The following is a 16,311-nucleotide window of genomic DNA, read 5'->3' on the forward strand; positions in this document are numbered from 1 at the left end:
GAACCGGGATTGCGGCTGTATATCGCCGAGAAGCCGAGCATGGGACGTGAAATCGCGAAGTGCCTGAAAGGACCGGTCGTGCGACACGACGGCTATCTCGTGACGGGTGAGGGCACGGTGACGTGGCTCTTCGGCCATGTGCTCCGGCAGGCGGAGCCGGAGGAGTACGACGCGCGCTGGAAGTACTGGCGTACAGAAGACCTGCCGATCATCCCCCGGAAATGGCAGCTCGTCGTCGACGCAAAGGCGGCGAAGCAGTTCGCCATCGTGAAGGAGCTTATCGAGCAGGCGGACGAGATCGTCCACGCCGGCGACCCGGACCGCGAAGGGCAACTGCTCGTCGACGAGGTGCTCGACTACCTCGGCACGAAGAAGCCCGTGCGCCGCATCCTCCTCAATGCGCTCGATGCGCGCAGCATCAAGAAGGCGAATGCGAGCCTGCGTGACAACAGCGAGTTCTTCCATCTTAGGCAGTCGGCACTCGCGCGTGCGCGCGCGGACTGGCTCATCGGCATGAATCTCTCGCGCGCCTACACGCTCGCGGCGCGGCGGGCAGGACACGATAAGATCGTCCTTCCCATCGGACGCGTCAAGACGCCGACGCTCGCGCTCGTCGTGCGCCGCGAGCGCGAGATCGAAGGCTTTAAGCCCGTGCACTATTACACGATAAAGGGCACGTTCGCCCATGCGGGCGGTTCGTTCTTCGCACAGTGGAAGCCGAAGGATACGATGGCGGGGCTTGACAGCGAGAACCGTCTCGTTGACAAATCGCTTGCAGAAAAATGGCTCCAGGCATTCGAGGCGTTGCCGCATGAGGCGAAGATCACGGCGTATCAAAAGACGAAGCGAGAGGAGCCGGCACCGCTTCCGTTCTCGCTCTCATCGCTGCAGGTGCTCGCGGGCAAGCGGTTCGGCTACGCGCCGCAGCTCGTGCTCGATACGGCGCAGAAACTCTACGAGCACAAGCTCACGACGTACCCGCGTTCGGACTGCGAGTACCTGCCCGTGAATCAGCACGGCGATGCGAAGAAGATCCTCACGAATCTCGCGGCGTCAGGCGATGCGGAGCTCGCCGCATGGGTTCCTGCGGCGAATCCGGCGGCGAAGAGCCGCGCGTGGAATGACAAGAAGGTCTCAGCACACCATGCGATCATCCCGACGACGGTGCGCGCCGACGTCTGCAAGCTGACGGCGGAGGAGCGAAATCTCTACCGGCTCATCGCGCGCGGTTACCTCGCGCAGTTCTACCCCGTACACATCTACGACCAGACGAAGGTGGCGGTCACCTACAAGGACGAGCTCTTTGCTGCGAGCGGCCGCACGGAGCGCGATCCCGGCTGGAAGGCCATGTACAAGCCTGCGCGCAGGAAGGCGGAGCACGCAGAAGACGGTGAGGAGACGGAGGACGCGGGCATGCTGCCCGCGATGAAGAAGCTGGATATGGTCGGATGGACAGATGGCGCACTCGCCGCGCGCGAGACGAAGCCTCCCGTCCGATTCACGCCGGCGACACTTCTCGCCGGCATGAAGGAGATCCACAAGTACGTCAAGAGCCCTGAGGCGAAAAAGCAGCTCAAGGACGTCTACGGCATCGGCACGGAGGCGACGCGCGCAGGCATCATCGACGATCTCATCCGCCGCAAGTTCCTCGCGCTAAAGGGCAAGAAGAAACAGCTCGTCCCGACATCGGCGGCGTACCTTCTCGTCGACGCACTGCCCGACGAGATGACGTATCCGGACGCGACGGCGATTTGGGAGGACAAGCTTCACTCGATGGCCGACGGCGACGGCACGCTTGCGGATTTCCTCGCGGGACAGATCGCGTTCACGCGGGCGCTCTGCGCGAAGGCGGGCGCGGCGCGCATGTTGGTCACGGGAAAGAACGTCTGCCCGCGCTGCGAGCAGGGCGTCCTTCTGCAGCGCAAGGGAAAGAACGGCGTCTTTTGGGGCTGCTCGAACTATCCGAAGTGCCGCATGACGACGGGGGACCGGAACGGCGAACCCGATATGGAGGCAGCGCGCGCCCGCCTCGCGCAGGCGAGTGGAGGCACGATCTCAGCGCGTGCGCTCGCGCAGCGGATGGAAGCTGCGCCAGCGGGAGGACCTCGTCATACGCCGGGGACGCGACGCCCGTACGGCAGTGAAGAAGAGCCGGTCTGCTATCCGGCACAAGGGGCGCCGTCGGCTGCGGATGAGGCGGAATTCGCCTCGCTGTTCGGCGCGGCGGATTACGAGCGTGAGCTTGCCGCTGCGGCGGAGAGCTACGCGGACTTTGCACCGATGCGAAAGAGAGGGCAGGACGATGCGCCAAAGGCTTCGGCAAGCCCGCTCGAAAAGCTCGCGGCAGAGGAGGCGGCAGGCATCGCGCCTGACGAACCGCCTTCGGGCACGATCCCGTGCCCTGCCTGTGCAGACGGCCGCCTGCGGCGCGTCTTGGGGCGCAACGGCGCATTTTGGGGCTGCACGAATTATCCGCGCTGCACGGCGACGTTTGATGACGTGGATGGAACACCGCGCCTGAATTAGGCGCCTTGCAGCCGGCGATTCCTTGATATTCGCGGATTTCTGTAGATTTCTTTAGGGGGAACTATCGCGTGGACATATTGCCCATCGTATTTCAGCTCATCTTGGTCGCGTTCCTCATCTTCATGAATGGGTTTTTTGTCGCGGCGGAATTTTGCTGCGTGAAGATGCGTTCGTCGCGTCTTGAGACGCTGATCCATGAAGGGAGCAAGCGGGCGGCGTACGCCAAGAGCCTGACCGACCATCTCGACGAGGCGCTGTCGGTGACGCAGCTCGGCATCACGCTCGCTTCGCTCGGACTAGGCTGGGTCGGCGAGCCGTTCGTCGCGACGCTCATCCATCCGGGAGTCGAGGCGCTCGCGCTCGGCGAGGCAGCCACGCACACGATCGCGCTTGCCATCGCGTTCACGCTCATCACTTCAATGCACATCGTGCTCGGCGAGCTTACGCCGAAGTCGATGGCGATTCAGGACGTCGAGCGGATCATGCTCGCCGTCGCGCCGCCGATGCTCGTGTTCCAAAAGGTCATGTACCCATTCGTTTGGCTGCTCAACCACATCGCGAACTGGACGGCGCGCCAAATGGGCTTTGAGTCGCGCGGCGAGGGCGAGGATGCGCACACCGAAGAAGAAATACGGCTCTTGATGGAGGAGAGCCATAAGCAGGGTCTCATCGACGATACGGAGGTCGACTTCGTCGACAATGTCTTTGACTTCACGGAGCTGAATGTTCGCGAGATCATGACGCCGCGCACCGATATGATCTGCCTCTACCTTGAGGACAGTTCCGAGGAATGCCTGCAGACGATCCTAAGCGAGCAGATGACGCGCTATCCGATCTGCCGCGAGGACAAGGACCACATCATCGGATTCCTGCACGTCAAAGACATGATCCAGGCACTCGCCAAGGGCGACCGCCTGCGTCTTAGACGCCTCGCACGCAAGGCGCTCGTCGTGCCGGAGAGCATGGACGTCAGCGTGCTGTTAAAGACGATGCAGAAGAGCCGTTCGCAGATGGCTATCGTCGTGGACGAGTACGGCGGCACGTCCGGCATGGTGACGATCGAGGACATCGTCGAGGAGATCGTCGGCGATATCCAGGATGAGTTCGACGAGGAGCGCAATGCGGCAGAGTATCGCGGCGATCGCGTCTACTCCGTCGACGCGAAGATGCTGCTCGAAGAGCTCGAGGACACGCTTGAGATCTGCATCGAGGACGAGGACGTCGACAGTGTCGGCGGCTGGCTTTACGACCGCATCGGGCTTACGCCGCGCGTCGGGCAGATGGCGGCGTACGCGGGCAACCTCTTCTACGTCGAGGAGGTCGATGGCGTGCGCATCAAGCGCGTGCTCATTCATCTCGCACGCCCCCTGCAGGAGGAGCACGACGATATCGTTTGACCGGGGGGTTGGACTGCGTTTCAAGACTTGTACTAGGTTTTTGCGTGAGAAAACGCTATAATAAAGGGCAGGAACGGGTGCGGGAAAGCGCCTTACAAGAGAGCAAGGGAAAAGGGGACGGTATCATGACATTCGACAAGAAACAGTTTGAAGAGATCATCGATGCGTTTACGGTCACGAAGGAAGGGCTGCGCGAGGTTGCGGCAGACTTCCGCTATGACTTGCGGCAGGGACTGAAAGACCCGGCGCAGTCGTCCCTTCGCATGCTCAAGTCCTATATTGGGCTTCCGACGGGTGATGAGCAGGGCGAATACCTTGCACTCGACCTCGGCGGCACGAATGTCCGCGTCCTGCGCATCCGCTTGGACGGCGAAGGCCGGTTTAAGGTACTCAAAAAGGTAGCGAAGCCCCTGCGCAAGGAAGGCGCGTACGACTACATCGGAAAGGGATCGACGGCAACGCAGATGTTTGATTTCCTCGCCTCGCTCGTCGATGATGCGATCGACGGGGAACGTCAGGAAACATTCCTGCTCGGCCATACGTTCTCCTTCCCATCCGAGCAGAGCAATCTTTACAATGCAAGGCTGATTGTTTGGACGAAGGAGTTTGCGACGGCGGGCGTCGAGGGCGAGGTCGTCAACGATCTTTTGAAGGCGGCGCTCCATCGCCGCGGCATCGAAAATGTCGAGCCGACGGCTGTCATCAACGATACGGTCGCAGTGCTGCTCGCTGCCGCCTACGAGTACGGGGACACGTATATCGGCTCGATTTATGCGACGGGGCACAATACGTGCTATTTGGAACCCTATGCGGGGAAGGTGGAAAAGCCGATGATCCTGAACCTCGAGTCGGGTGGATTCATGAAGCTCGTGCCGAACCGTTTCGATGCCGCGCTGGATGCGGCGTCGGAAAAGCCAGGCGAACAGCGCTTGGAGAAAATGGCGTCGGGACGCTACATGGGCGAGCTTTTCGGCATGGCGCTCGCAGAGCTTTTGGGCGAGTCGAAGAACTATGGCTTTACGAGCATTGACATGAGCGCGATTCTCGTCGACGATACGGAACCCCTTGAAACGGCAAAAAAGATTGTCGCGAGCAAGACGGGCCATGTGCTCGGAGCGGACGACCTCGCGCTTGCAAAGCGGCTCGCCCGCGCGATTCTCGTGCGTTCGGCGCGCCTTGTGACGGCGAGCTATGTCGGCATCATCTGGCAGCTCGCTGGCGATGGCGGGATCCAAAAGCAGCATATCGCAATCGACGGGAGCGTCTACGCGAAAATGCCCGGCGCGAAGGAGTGCATCACCGCGACGCTTTCGGAGCTCCTCGGCGAGGATGCGGAGAAGATTGACACGACCCTTGCGCACGATGGCAGCGGCCTTGGCGCGGCGATTGCTGCCGCCATATCGACGAAGTGACATGGCGATGCAGCAGAATCTCAGCATGGGGCTTTCGCAGCATCTCGTCATGACGGCGCAGATGCAGCAAGCCGTGCAGATTCTTCAGCTTTCCTCGACGGAGCTCAGCGCGCTCGTTGAAAGGGAATTTTTGGAAAATCCTGCACTTGAACTGGATTATGCGGATGTGGGCGAGGCGCAGCAGCAGGAAATGCCGGATAATGCGCGCGCCTTTGCGGACTACCTCGGCGACGATGACTTGTCGCCGAGGTTTTCGCGGTTGGAGGAGAGGCGCCCGGATGTCGCGGATGAAGCGGGAAGATCGCTGGAGGAGGAGCTGCTGGAGCAGGCCCGCTTCGCCTTTGCGGACGAGTGTGACCGCGCGATCGCCGTATTCCTTGTCGGCTCGACGGACGAAAACGGCTATTTGACCGTTTCGGTCGAGGAAGCGGCGCGCGTTTCGCAGACTGACACGGCACACGTCCGGCGCGTGCTCCGCGTCTATCAGACCTTTGAGCCTGCGGGCGTCGGTGCGCGTGATCTCGCCGAGTGCCTGCGCATACAGGCGAAGGCGCAGGGGATTTACGAAGGGCTCGTCGCACATCTCATCGATGCGCACCTCGCGGCGCTTGCAGACGCGAAGATCCGCGAGATCGCCGCGGCAGAAGGATGTTCGCCGCAGGAGGTGCAGCAGGCAGCCGACATCGTGCGGCGCCTTGACCCGAAGCCTGGGCGCGCCTACGGCGGGCGCACGGCAGAGCGCATCGTGCCCGATATCGTCGTGCGCCGTACGAATGGCGGCGCAGGCTACGTGGTCGAGCTTACGGACGCGCGCGTGCCGCACCTTTGCATTGCGCAGGCGTACCGTGAGACGGATGGATTCGACGAGGCGACGCGCAGCTACATCCAAAAGCGGCTCAGTGCGGCTTCGTGGCTCATCACGAGCATTGAGCAGAGGCGCACGACGATTCGGCGTGTCGTCGAGGCGATCCTGCGCGCGCAGCAGGACTATCTCGCGCATGGCGAGGCGGCGCTCCGCCCGATGACGATGAAGCAGATTGCGGAGGCGACGGAGCTTCACGAATCGACGGTGAGCCGTGCCGTTGCGAACAAGTACATCGAGCTGCCACACGGCACGATGCCGCTGCGCCGCCTCTTTTCGGCAAATCTTTCGGCCTCTGCAAAAGAGGGAAAAGCGACGGATGCGGAGAACATGGGAAAAGGGCATACGGCGGCAGCGGCAAAGGCTGCCATACGCCAGGCAATCGAGACGGAGGATGCGCACCATCCGCTTTCCGACCAAAAGATCTGCACGCTCCTCACGGGGCAGGGATTTGCCGTCTCGAGGCGCACGGTCATGAAGTACCGCGAACAACTCGGTTATCCTTCGTCGACGCGACGCAGAAGGTACTGAGCCTTAGGGAAGCGCGGATTCGTTCAGCGTCTTGCCGTATCTCTTTTGCCCGCACTTCGGCGGAAAAGCTCTCACAGAGTGCCACGCTGTATTCGGAGCTCCGCATCGTTTGGACGAACGATCTATGCCAATCGGGAGTCTTTCAGTTGATCCGCGATTCCTTAGATGATTTTAGGAGGTACGTATGGAAGGACATCGAACCATGGAACCGCATACCCAACTGACGCGCGCAATCCGTACGGATCGCGCGATCATCATGGGTGATCCCGCCCGCGTCGATAAGGTCGCTGCATGCATGGAGAACGTGCGGGAGTGGGCGTTCAATCGCGAGTATAAGTCCGTTCTCGGCACGTACCGCGGCAAGCGCATTCTTGCGATGTCGACGGGCATCGGCGCGCCGTCGGCAGGCATCGCCGTGGAGGAGATGCACAATGTCGGCATTCGTTACGTCATCCGCGTCGGATCGGCAGGCGCGATGCAGCACGACATCGCATTCGGCGAGCTCGTGATCGCGGAGGGCGTAGTACGCGACGATGGTCTCTCGCGCAGGTACGTGCCGGAGACATACCCTGCCGTCCCCGCGTATTCGCTCATGCATCTCGCACATCGCTATGCGCCGAAGGCGCATTACGGCATCGTGCGCTCGCATGATGGCTTTTACACCGATGACAATGCAAAGGTCGAGGCGTATTGGCACAGTAAGGGAATCTTGGCAGACGATATGGAATCGGGCATTCTCATGGTCATCGGCAGACAGCGCAGGATGGAGACGCTTTCGATCCTCAATAATGTCGTCCTCTATCAGGGCGACCTCGCGGCGGGCGTCAACGATCTCGTGAACGAGGAGGGAGCCGTGCAGCAAGGCGAGCGCGATTCAATCGTGGCAGCACTTTCGATTTTAAGCGATGCAGGATTGGAGTGAAATACATGAATGGACATGGTTGGCTATACAGCCAGCTCTTTACGAATTGGAAACCCTTTGAAATGGCGTATGTGACGGTGCTCGTCCTCCTGCAGGTCGGCGTCTACGCGCTTGCGCCGGACAGCGCCGTCGGCATGGTATCCGGCATCGCGGGCGTCCTCTGCCTCGTCTACGGCATGAAGGGGCGACGCATCTCCTTTCTTTTCGGTCTCGTTCAATGCCTTGCCATGACATATATCGCGTGGATCAGCCATGCCTTTGGGTCGTTTGCGATGGATATCGTCTACGTCATCTCGCAGCCGATCGGTTTTTTCATGTGGGGCAGGCAGGCTGCGACGCACTCCTTCCAGCCCGGCACGCGCAACAAGATTTTTGCGGGCGCATTCATCGCATGGGGGATTGGTTGGTTCGTGCTTGCACGTGTCGGCGGGCAGCTCCCGTACTTCGATTCGATCAACTTCGTCATCAGCTTTATCGCGCAGATTCTTTACGTCTTGAAGTACAATGAAAACTGGTCGCTTTGGATATTTGTCAACATCGCAAATCTCGTCTACTGGTCGATTCTTTCCATCCAAACGGTGACGGGCGACAATACGATCGGCTCGCTTGGCGCGAACCTTTCACAGGTCGCACTGCAGGGCGCGCTGCTCTTCAACGCGGTCTATGCGCAGAAGGTATGGTCGAGTGGGGAAGCTGACAATGAGGGCGGCGCGCAATAAGGATTCCATTCCCAAAAGGAGGAATAGCCGTGAGAGGGATACGCGGTGCGATTACCGTACAAGAGGATACGCGTGAAGCGATATGGAACGCGGCACGCGCGATGATGGAGGCGGTTTTGGAGCGCAACGCGCTCGCCCCCGCAGCCATTGGCGCCGTGATCTTTTCGATGACGGAGGATCTTAGCGCGGCGTTTCCGACGGCAGGCGTGCGCCAGATTGAGGGATTTGATCTCGTGCCTCTCTTCGACGCACGGCAGTGTGCAGTCGAAGGAAGCCTCGAAAAGTGCATCCGCGTGCTCGTGCTTGCCGATACGGACAAGGCACAGGCGGAAATCCGCCACGTCTACATGGGGAAGGCGAAGGAACTCCGCCCGGATATCGCGCCCCCTAAAATAATTCCAAACTAGATGGGATCTTTCTTTTTACGCGCAAATGCCCGTACAGCTGGACATTTTGGCGTATTTTTTATAAAATAAACTGGATGTTGCACGGTTCTTCAAAAAGGAGAGATGTATTTTGAGCGCACTCGATACGAAATGCGTAAATGCCATTCGGGTCCTTTCGGCGGACGCCATCCAAAAGGCAAACTCCGGCCATCCCGGACTGCCGCTCGGCTCCGCCGCTATGGCGTACGAGCTTTGGGCGAATCACATGCACCACAATCCGAAAAATCCGAACTGGGTGAATCGCGATCGATTCATCCTTTCGGCGGGACATGGTTCCGCGATGCTCTACTCGCTGCTCCATCTCTTCGGCTACGGACTGACGATCGAGGATATGAAGCAGTTCCGCCAGGAGGACTCGCTGACACCGGGGCATCCCGAATACCGCCACACGGCAGGCGTTGAAGCGACGACGGGACCACTTGGCGCCGGACTTGGCATGGCGGTCGGCATGGCGATGGCGGAGGCGCATCTTGCGGCGCGCTTCAACCGCCCCGGATACGATATCGTCAATCACCACACGTTCGCGCTTTGCGGCGACGGCTGCCTCATGGAAGGCATTTCCTCCGAGGCGTTCTCGCTTGCCGGGACGCTAGGGCTCTCCAAGCTCATCGTGCTCTACGATTCGAACCAGATTTCAATCGAGGGCGATACGGATGTCGCGTTCACGGAAAACGTACAGGCGCGCATGCGCGCATTCGGTTTCCAGACGCTCTTGGTCGAGGATGGAAACGATCTCGCGGCAATCGGCAAGGCAATCGAGGAGGCAAAAGCGGACAAGGCGCATCCTTCCTTCATCACCGTCAGGACGCAGATCGGCTATGGCTGTCCCGCGAAGCAGGGAAAGGCGAGTGCGCACGGCGAGCCGCTCGGCGCAGAGAATGTCAAGGCACTCAAGGAAAATCTCGGATGGGAACACCCGGATATGTCGTTCTGCGTTCCGCAGGACGTCTACGATGCCTACAAGGCACTCGCGGAAAAGGGGGCGAGGGCAGAGGCGGAGTGGGAGAAGCTTTTCGCCGCCTACAGCGCGAAGTTCCCGAAGGAGCGTGCGCTTTGGGATGCGTGCCACACGCCTGTCGATGCGAAGAAGCTGCTTGCGGATGAATCCTACTGGGCGCACGACGATAAGGCGGCCGCGACGCGCGCGCTTTCCGGCACGCTCATCAATCGTCTCAAGGATCTCGTGCCGCAGCTCATCGGCGGCAGCGCCGACCTCGCACCTTCGACCAAGACGCTCATGAAGGACGAAGGCAACTTCAGCAAGCAGGACTACGCAGGGCGCAACCTTCATTTCGGCGTCCGCGAGCTCGCGATGGCGGCGATGGCGAACGGCCTTGCGCTCTACGGAGGTCTTCGCCCGTACATTGCGACGTTCTTCGTTTTCAGCGATTACACAAAGCCGATGCTTCGCCTCGCGGCGCTCATGGGACTGCCCGTGACGTACGTCTTTACGCACGACAGCATCGGCGTCGGCGAGGACGGCCCGACGCACGAGCCGATCGAGCAGCTCGCGATGTTGCGCGCAACGCCGAACATCAACGTGTTCCGCCCCGCGGACGCGACGGAGACGGCGGCAGGCTGGTACCTTGCCGTGACGAGCGGGAAGACGCCGACGGCGCTCGTGCTCACGCGGCAGAATCTCCCGCAGCTCGCCGGCTCGTCGAAGGATGCACTGAAGGGTGCCTACGTCGTCTCCGAGGCGAAGGATGCGATGCGGATGCAGGGCATCCTCATCGCGAGCGGCTCGGAAGTCTCGCTTGCGGTCGCGGCGCAGGAACTGCTCGCAAAGGACGGCGTCGACGTGCGCGTCGTCTCGATGCCGTGCATGGAACTCTTCGAAGCGCAGGATCCCGACTATAAGGAGCGCATCCTGCCGGGATCCGTGCGCGCCCGCGTCGCGGTCGAAGCGCTTTCGGGCTTTGGCTGGGGCGAATACGTCGGGCTTGACGGCGCGGCTGTCTGCATGAAGAGCTTCGGCGCGTCCGCACCGGCGGCAACGCTCTTCAAGAAGTTCGGCTTCACGGCGGAGCATGTCGCCGAGGTGATGAAGACGGTTTTGCGGCAATTGCGGTAAGCGGACGGAAGATTGTCATGAAAACTCGCGTGTTTTGGGCAAAAAACACGCGAGTTTTTCGTTTGATTGCATCTTTTGCATGGAAAGAGGAAAGAGGATACGCGCGGAGACGTGTACACAAAAAACTCGATGGAATAAGTGTTGACAGGCGTTTTTGCGAATGCTATATTATATAGGTGACTGACCCAAAGGCAAGGGAATCACGGCTCTAATGAAGTTCGTCAGATTGGCGTAGATTTTTCGCCGAAATGCGGGGGAAAAGATGCGGCAAGAAGGCGTGGCTGAATGGATCCGTGCTTTCCGAGATTTTCGTGATACAGGAGAGTGAAAGCAATGACACTGGATGCACTGAAAACGGCGGATCGCGTGATTGGCGTGAAGCAGGTCGGCAAGGCAGTGAAGCGCGGTGAGGCCACGCAGGTGTTCCTCGCAAGCGACGCCGATGCGCGCGTCGTGGAGCCTCTGCGGACGCTCTGCAGCGAGGCCGGCGTTCCCGTCGATGAGACGGCGGCGCTGAAAGAGCTTGGCGCCGCGTGCGGCATCGAAGTCGGTGCAGCGGCAGCGGCGCTCACAAAACCCATTCGTTAGAAAGGCGAGGCCTTGCCTCGGTTTTCATCCATACTAAATTCTCAATAGGAAGGAAGGAGGTGCATGTATGCCAACTATCAACCAGCTAGTTCGTAAGAGCAGAAAGAGCATGCAGGAGAAGTCCAAAGCACCAGCACTCAAGAATTGCCCGCAGAAGCGCGGCGTTTGCACACGTGTCTACACGTCGACGCCGAAGAAGCCGAACTCGGCGCTGCGCAAGGTCGCTCGCGTTCGTTTGACGAACAGCATAGAAGTTACCGCGTACATCCCGGGCATCGGCCATAATCTACAGGAGCACAGCGTCGTCCTCATCAGAGGCGGCCGTGTCAAGGACCTGCCAGGTGTTCGTTATCACATCATCCGCGGCTCGCTCGATACTGCCGGCGTGCAGGATCGTGGCCAGGGCCGGTCGAAGTATGGTGCGAAGCGCGCGAAGAAGAAGTGATCTTTTTCGTAAATCGAACAGGGAGGTAACACAATGCCAAGAAAAGGTTCCGTACCGAAGCGTGACGTACTGCCGGATCCGGTGTACCACAGCAAGACGGTTACGAAATTCATCAATAAGGTGATGCTCTCCGGCAAGAAGAGCGTTGCTGAGCGCGTCGTCTACGATGCATTCGAGACGATCCGCGCTAAGACGGGCAAGGATCCACTCGAGGTGTTCGAGACGGCTCTGAAGAATGTCATGCCGGTTCTTGAGGTCCGCGCACGCCGCGTCGGCGGTGCGAACTATCAAGTCCCGGTCGAGGTCCGCCCCGACCGCCGCATGACGCTCGGCATTCGCTGGCTCGTCAGCTACGCACGTCTTCGCGGGGAGAAGACGATGGATGAGCGCCTTTCGGGCGAGCTCATGGACGCTGCGAACAATACGGGCGCAGCAATCAAGAAGAAGGAAGATACGCACAAGATGGCCGAGGCCAACAAGGCATTCGCGCATTATCGTTGGTAATCTCCTCTAAGGCTATAAGGAGCGATAAAAGAAGTGGCAAGAGAGTATTCCCTTGAAAAGACGCGCAATATCGGCATCATGGCGCACATCGATGCCGGTAAGACGACGACCACGGAGCGTATCCTCTTCTACACAGGTGTCAACCACAAGATCGGCGAGGTGCATGACGGCGCCGCGACGATGGACTGGATGGTCCAGGAGCAGGAGCGCGGCATCACGATCACGTCGGCCGCGACGACCTGCCATTGGAAGGATCATCGCATCAACATCATTGATACGCCGGGTCACGTGGATTTCACGGTAGAAGTTGAGCGCTCCCTGCGCGTGCTCGACGGATCGGTTGCGGTCCTGACGGCGCGCGGCGGCGTTGAGCCGCAGACCGAGACGGTTTGGCGCCAGGCGGAAAAGTACAATGTTCCGCGCATGGCTTACGTCAATAAGATGGACATTACGGGCGCAGATTTCTACAATGTCATCGCGATGATGAAGGAACGTCTGAACGCGAACGCAGTCGCAATCCAACTGCCGATCGGCGCAGAGGATACGTTCCAGGGCATCGTCGACCTCGTCAAGATGGAAGCGATCGTCTACGAGGACGATCTCGGCAAGGTCGAGGACGAGGTCGCGATACCCGATGACATGAAGGATCAGGCGGAGGAGTATCGCGAGATCCTCATGGAAGCGCTTTCCGAGCTCGACGATGACTTCATGGAGAAGTACCTAGGCGGCGAGGATATTTCCGAAGAGGAAATCAAGCGCGTCATCAGGAGCGGCACGGTCGAGTGCAAGCTCACGCCGGTCACCTGCGGCACGTCGTACCGCAACAAGGGCGTCCAGCCCCTGCTCGATGCGATCGTCGATTACATGCCGGCACCGACGGATATTCCGCCGATCGCAGGCATCAATCCCGAAACGGGGGAGGAAGACCACCGTCCTTCGAGCGACGAGGCGCCGTTCTCGGCACTCGCGTTCAAGATCATGACGGATCCGTTCGTCGGCAAGCTCGCGTTCTTCCGCGTCTACTCCGGCATCCTCGAAGGCGGCTCTTACGTCTACAACTCGACGAAAGGCAAGAAGGAGCGCATCGGGCGCATCCTTCAGATGCATGCAAACAACCGCAAGGAAATCGATAAGGTTTACAGCGGGGATATCGCAGCGGCCGTAGGGCTCAAGGACACGACGACGGGCGATACGCTCTGCGACGAGGCACATCCGATCATCCTTGAGTCGATGGTCTTCCCGGATCCGGTCATCTCCGTTGCGGTCGAGCCGTCGACGAAGAACGATCAGGAAAAGATGGGCATCGCACTTCAGAAGCTCGCAGAAGAGGATCCGACGTTCCGCGTCCATACGGACCAGGAAACGGGGCAGACGATCATCAGCGGCATGGGCGAGCTCCATCTGCAGATCATCGTAGACCGCATGCTTCGCGAGTTCAAGGTCGACTGCAAGGTCGGCGAGCCGCAGGTCGCGTACCGCGAGACGATCCGCAAGACCGTCGAGGCGGAGGGCAAGTTCGTCCGCCAGTCCGGAGGACATGGCCAGTACGGACACTGCTGGCTGCGTCTTGAGCCGCAGGAGCCGGGCGAAGGCTTTGCCTTCGAGAACAAGGTCGTCGGCGGCGCGATTCCGAAGGAGTTCATCAAGCCGATCGAGGATGGCGTCAAGCAGGCGATGGAAGGCGGCGTGGTCGCCGGCTATCCGGTCGTCGATGTCAAAGTGACGGTCTTCGATGGCTCCTTCCACGAGGTTGACTCGTCGGAGGCCGCGTTCAAGATTGCCGGCTCGATGGCATTCAAGAACGGTGCAGAAAAGGCAGATCCGGTTCTTCTTGAGCCGTATGTCAAGGTGGAGGTCATCGTCCCGGAGGATTACATGGGCGATGTCATCGGCGATTTGAATTCTCGCCGCGGCCGTATCGATGGCATGGAACCGCGCAATGGCTCGCAGGTCATCAACGGTTTCGTGCCGCTCTCCGAGATGTTCGGCTACTCGACGGATCTGCGTTCCAAGACTCAGGGCCGAGGGAACTACAGCATGGAAGTCTCTTACTATGATGAAGTTCCTAAGAATATTGCTGACAAGATTGTCGCAAAGAACAAAGGTGAATAAGGGAGGAAATCACTACAATGGCTAAGGAAAAATTTGAGAGAACCAAGCCGCATGTCAACATCGGAACGATCGGTCACGTTGACCATGGCAAGACGACGCTCACGGCTGCCATCACGAAAGTCCTGTCCGAGACGGACGGCTGCAAGGCTTCGTTCGAGGATTACGCCGACATCGACAAGGCTCCGGAGGAGCGCGAGCGCGGCATCACGATCAACACGGCTCACGTCGAGTACGAGACGCCTTCGCGCCACTACGCACACGTCGACTGCCCGGGCCATGCGGACTATGTCAAGAACATGATCACCGGTGCAGCCCAAATGGACGGCGCGATCCTCGTCGTCTCGGCTGCCGACGGCCCGATGCCGCAGACGCGTGAGCACATCCTGCTTGCTCGCCAGGTCGGTGTCCCGGCTATCGTCGTCTTTCTCAACAAAGTGGATCAGGTCGACGATCCTGAGCTCCTCGAGCTCGTCGAGATGGAAGTCCGCGAGCTCCTTTCGAGCTACGACTTCCCCGGCGACGACATCCCCGTCATTACGGGTTCCGCACTCAAGGCGCTGGAGGGCGATGCGGAGCAGCAGAAGAACATTCTGAAGCTCATGGAGGCAGTCGACGAGTACATCCCGACGCCGAAGCGCGACACGGACAAGCCGTTCCTCATGCCGGTCGAGGACGTCTTCACGATCACGGGTCGCGGCACGGTCGCTACGGGCCGTGTCGAGCGTGGCCAGCTCAAGCTCAACGATACGGTCGAGATTGTCGGTCTCCAGGATAAGCCGCGACAGACGGTCGTCACGGGCATTGAGATGTTCCGCAAGATGCTCGATGAGGCAGTCGCAGGCGATAACATCGGCGCCCTCCTCCGCGGCATTGACCGCAAGGAAATCGAGCGCGGCCAGGTTCTCGCAAAGCCGGGCACGATCAATCCGCACACGAAATTCAAGGCGCAGGTTTACGTCCTGACGAAGGAAGAAGGCGGCCGTCATACGCCGTTCTTCACGAATTACCGCCCGCAGTTCTACTTCCGCACGACGGACGTCACGGGCGTCGTCAAGCTTCCCGAAGGCACGGAAATGGTCATGCCCGGCGATAACATCGAGATGGAAGTCGAGCTCATCACGCCGATCGCAATCGAGAAGGGTCTTCGCTTTGCTATCCGCGAGGGCGGCCACACGGTCGGCGCTGGACGCGTAACGGAAATCGAAGGTTAATTCATAATCCCCGACACAATAAGAGTGGCGCTCGCGCCGCTCTTATTTTAGGGGGAAGCATGGATCTGTGCCGCTGCTTCATGGTGCAGCGGCACAGATCCATGCTTCCCTTAAGACCGGGGCGAGATGATGCGTACCCCCCCCCCATGCGATGACGTGGCAGATGGCTCGGGGCATCTGAGGGAACTGCTACGGAGAAATGTTTGGGCCAAAGAGTTCGGACGATAAGGAGGAAATTCAAATTGTCAAAACAGCAGAAAATCAGAATCCGTTTGAAGGCTTATGATCATAAGTCCCTCGACCAGAGCGCAGTCAAGATTGTCGATACGGCAAAGAAGACGGGCGCAACGGTCTCGGGGCCGATTCCTCTCCCGACGGAAAAGAACATCTACACGATCCTGCGTTCCCCGCACGTCAACAAGGACAGCCGTGAGCAGTTTGAGATGCGCACGCACAAGCGCCTCATTGACATCCTGCATCCAACGCAGAAGACGGTCGATTCCCTGCTGCGGCTCGATCTGCCCGCAGGCGTGGACATCGAGATGAAGCTTTGATCCAAGGA

The 16,311-nt window shown here is 59.8% G+C and carries 14 protein-coding genes; all 14 read left to right on the forward strand.

The features are described from left to right. Positions 1–9 precede the first annotated feature (9 nt). The 14 genes from HMPREF1985_RS05475 to rpsJ all read left to right on the forward strand — a co-directional run bounded on the left by HMPREF1985_RS05475 (position 10) and on the right by rpsJ (position 16,303). Complete coding sequence (locus HMPREF1985_RS05475) at positions 10–2,526, forward strand: DNA topoisomerase 3 (RefSeq protein ID WP_021771516.1); 2,517 nt, start codon at positions 10–12, stop codon at positions 2,524–2,526. 68 nt (positions 2,527–2,594) lie between these two features. After that, complete coding sequence (locus HMPREF1985_RS05480) at positions 2,595–3,923, forward strand: hemolysin family protein (RefSeq protein WP_021771517.1); 1,329 nt, start codon at positions 2,595–2,597, stop codon at positions 3,921–3,923. Positions 3,924–4,048: 125 nt separating this feature from the next. After that, positions 4,049–5,335 carry a hexokinase gene (locus HMPREF1985_RS05485; protein ID WP_040637166.1) on the forward strand — a complete coding sequence of 429 codons (1,287 nt, stop codon included), beginning with the start codon at positions 4,049–4,051 and terminating at the stop codon, positions 5,333–5,335. Beyond that, positions 5,265–6,728, forward strand: a complete 1,464-nt coding sequence (gene rpoN, locus HMPREF1985_RS05490) for an RNA polymerase factor sigma-54 (protein ID WP_231385166.1) — start codon at positions 5,265–5,267, stop codon at positions 6,726–6,728. The genes HMPREF1985_RS05485 and rpoN overlap by 71 nt, the downstream gene beginning before the upstream one ends. Before the next feature lie 184 nt (positions 6,729–6,912). After that, positions 6,913–7,650 carry a nucleoside phosphorylase gene (locus HMPREF1985_RS05495; protein ID WP_155943521.1) on the forward strand — a complete coding sequence of 246 codons (738 nt, stop codon included), beginning with the start codon at positions 6,913–6,915 and terminating at the stop codon, positions 7,648–7,650. 5 nt (positions 7,651–7,655) lie between these two features. Then, positions 7,656–8,369: a nicotinamide riboside transporter PnuC gene (gene pnuC, locus HMPREF1985_RS05500; protein WP_040637167.1), complete on the forward strand. Its 714-nt coding sequence runs from the start codon at positions 7,656–7,658 to the stop codon at positions 8,367–8,369. Positions 8,370–8,398: 29 nt separating this feature from the next. Then, a complete protein-coding gene (aroH, locus tag HMPREF1985_RS05505) occupies positions 8,399–8,776 on the forward strand; it encodes a chorismate mutase (protein ID WP_021771522.1) in 378 nt (125 codons plus the stop codon). 109 nt (positions 8,777–8,885) lie between these two features. Further along, on the forward strand, positions 8,886–10,889 hold the full coding sequence (gene tkt, locus HMPREF1985_RS05510; RefSeq protein WP_021771523.1) for a transketolase: 2,004 nt from the start codon (positions 8,886–8,888) through the stop codon (positions 10,887–10,889). A gap of 333 nt (positions 10,890–11,222) precedes the next feature. Next, a complete protein-coding gene (locus tag HMPREF1985_RS05515; RefSeq protein ID WP_021771526.1) occupies positions 11,223–11,477 on the forward strand; it encodes a ribosomal L7Ae/L30e/S12e/Gadd45 family protein in 255 nt (84 codons plus the stop codon). 67 nt (positions 11,478–11,544) lie between these two features. After that, positions 11,545–11,922, forward strand: coding sequence for a 30S ribosomal protein S12 (gene rpsL / locus HMPREF1985_RS05520; protein WP_021771527.1), 378 nt, complete (start codon positions 11,545–11,547; stop codon positions 11,920–11,922). Positions 11,923–11,955: 33 nt separating this feature from the next. Then, entirely contained in the window at positions 11,956–12,426 is a 471-nt protein-coding gene (gene rpsG / locus HMPREF1985_RS05525) for a 30S ribosomal protein S7 (protein ID WP_021771528.1), read from the forward strand. Between the two features lie 33 nt (positions 12,427–12,459). Next, positions 12,460–14,538 carry an elongation factor G gene (gene fusA, locus HMPREF1985_RS05530; RefSeq protein ID WP_021771529.1) on the forward strand — a complete coding sequence of 693 codons (2,079 nt, stop codon included), beginning with the start codon at positions 12,460–12,462 and terminating at the stop codon, positions 14,536–14,538. 17 nt (positions 14,539–14,555) lie between these two features. Then, entirely contained in the window at positions 14,556–15,749 is a 1,194-nt protein-coding gene (gene tuf, locus HMPREF1985_RS05535; RefSeq protein ID WP_021771530.1) for an elongation factor Tu, read from the forward strand. A gap of 242 nt (positions 15,750–15,991) precedes the next feature. Beyond that, complete coding sequence (gene rpsJ / locus HMPREF1985_RS05540; RefSeq protein ID WP_040637171.1) at positions 15,992–16,303, forward strand: 30S ribosomal protein S10; 312 nt, start codon at positions 15,992–15,994, stop codon at positions 16,301–16,303. The last annotated feature ends 8 nt before the right edge of the window (positions 16,304–16,311 follow it).

Source organism: Mitsuokella sp. oral taxon 131 str. W9106, assembly GCF_000469545.1.
Taxonomy (GTDB): Bacteria; Bacillota; Negativicutes; order Selenomonadales; family Selenomonadaceae; genus AWVT01.

Bases quoted from the DNA above. Each gene is read 5' to 3' on its own strand.
- HMPREF1985_RS05485 (WP_040637166.1), top strand. From the start codon at position 4,049: ATGACATTCGACAAGAAACAGTTTGAAGAGATCATCGATGCGTTTACG.
- HMPREF1985_RS05495 (WP_155943521.1), top strand. From the start codon at position 6,913: ATGGAAGGACATCGAACCATGGAACCGCATACCCAACTGACGCGCGCA.
- rpsL (WP_021771527.1), top strand. From the start codon at position 11,545: ATGCCAACTATCAACCAGCTAGTTCGTAAGAGCAGAAAGAGCATGCAG.
- rpsG (WP_021771528.1), top strand. From the start codon at position 11,956: ATGCCAAGAAAAGGTTCCGTACCGAAGCGTGACGTACTGCCGGATCCG.
- pnuC (WP_040637167.1), top strand. From the start codon at position 7,656: ATGAATGGACATGGTTGGCTATACAGCCAGCTCTTTACGAATTGGAAA.
- tuf (WP_021771530.1), top strand. From the start codon at position 14,556: ATGGCTAAGGAAAAATTTGAGAGAACCAAGCCGCATGTCAACATCGGA.
- HMPREF1985_RS05515 (WP_021771526.1), top strand. From the start codon at position 11,223: ATGACACTGGATGCACTGAAAACGGCGGATCGCGTGATTGGCGTGAAG.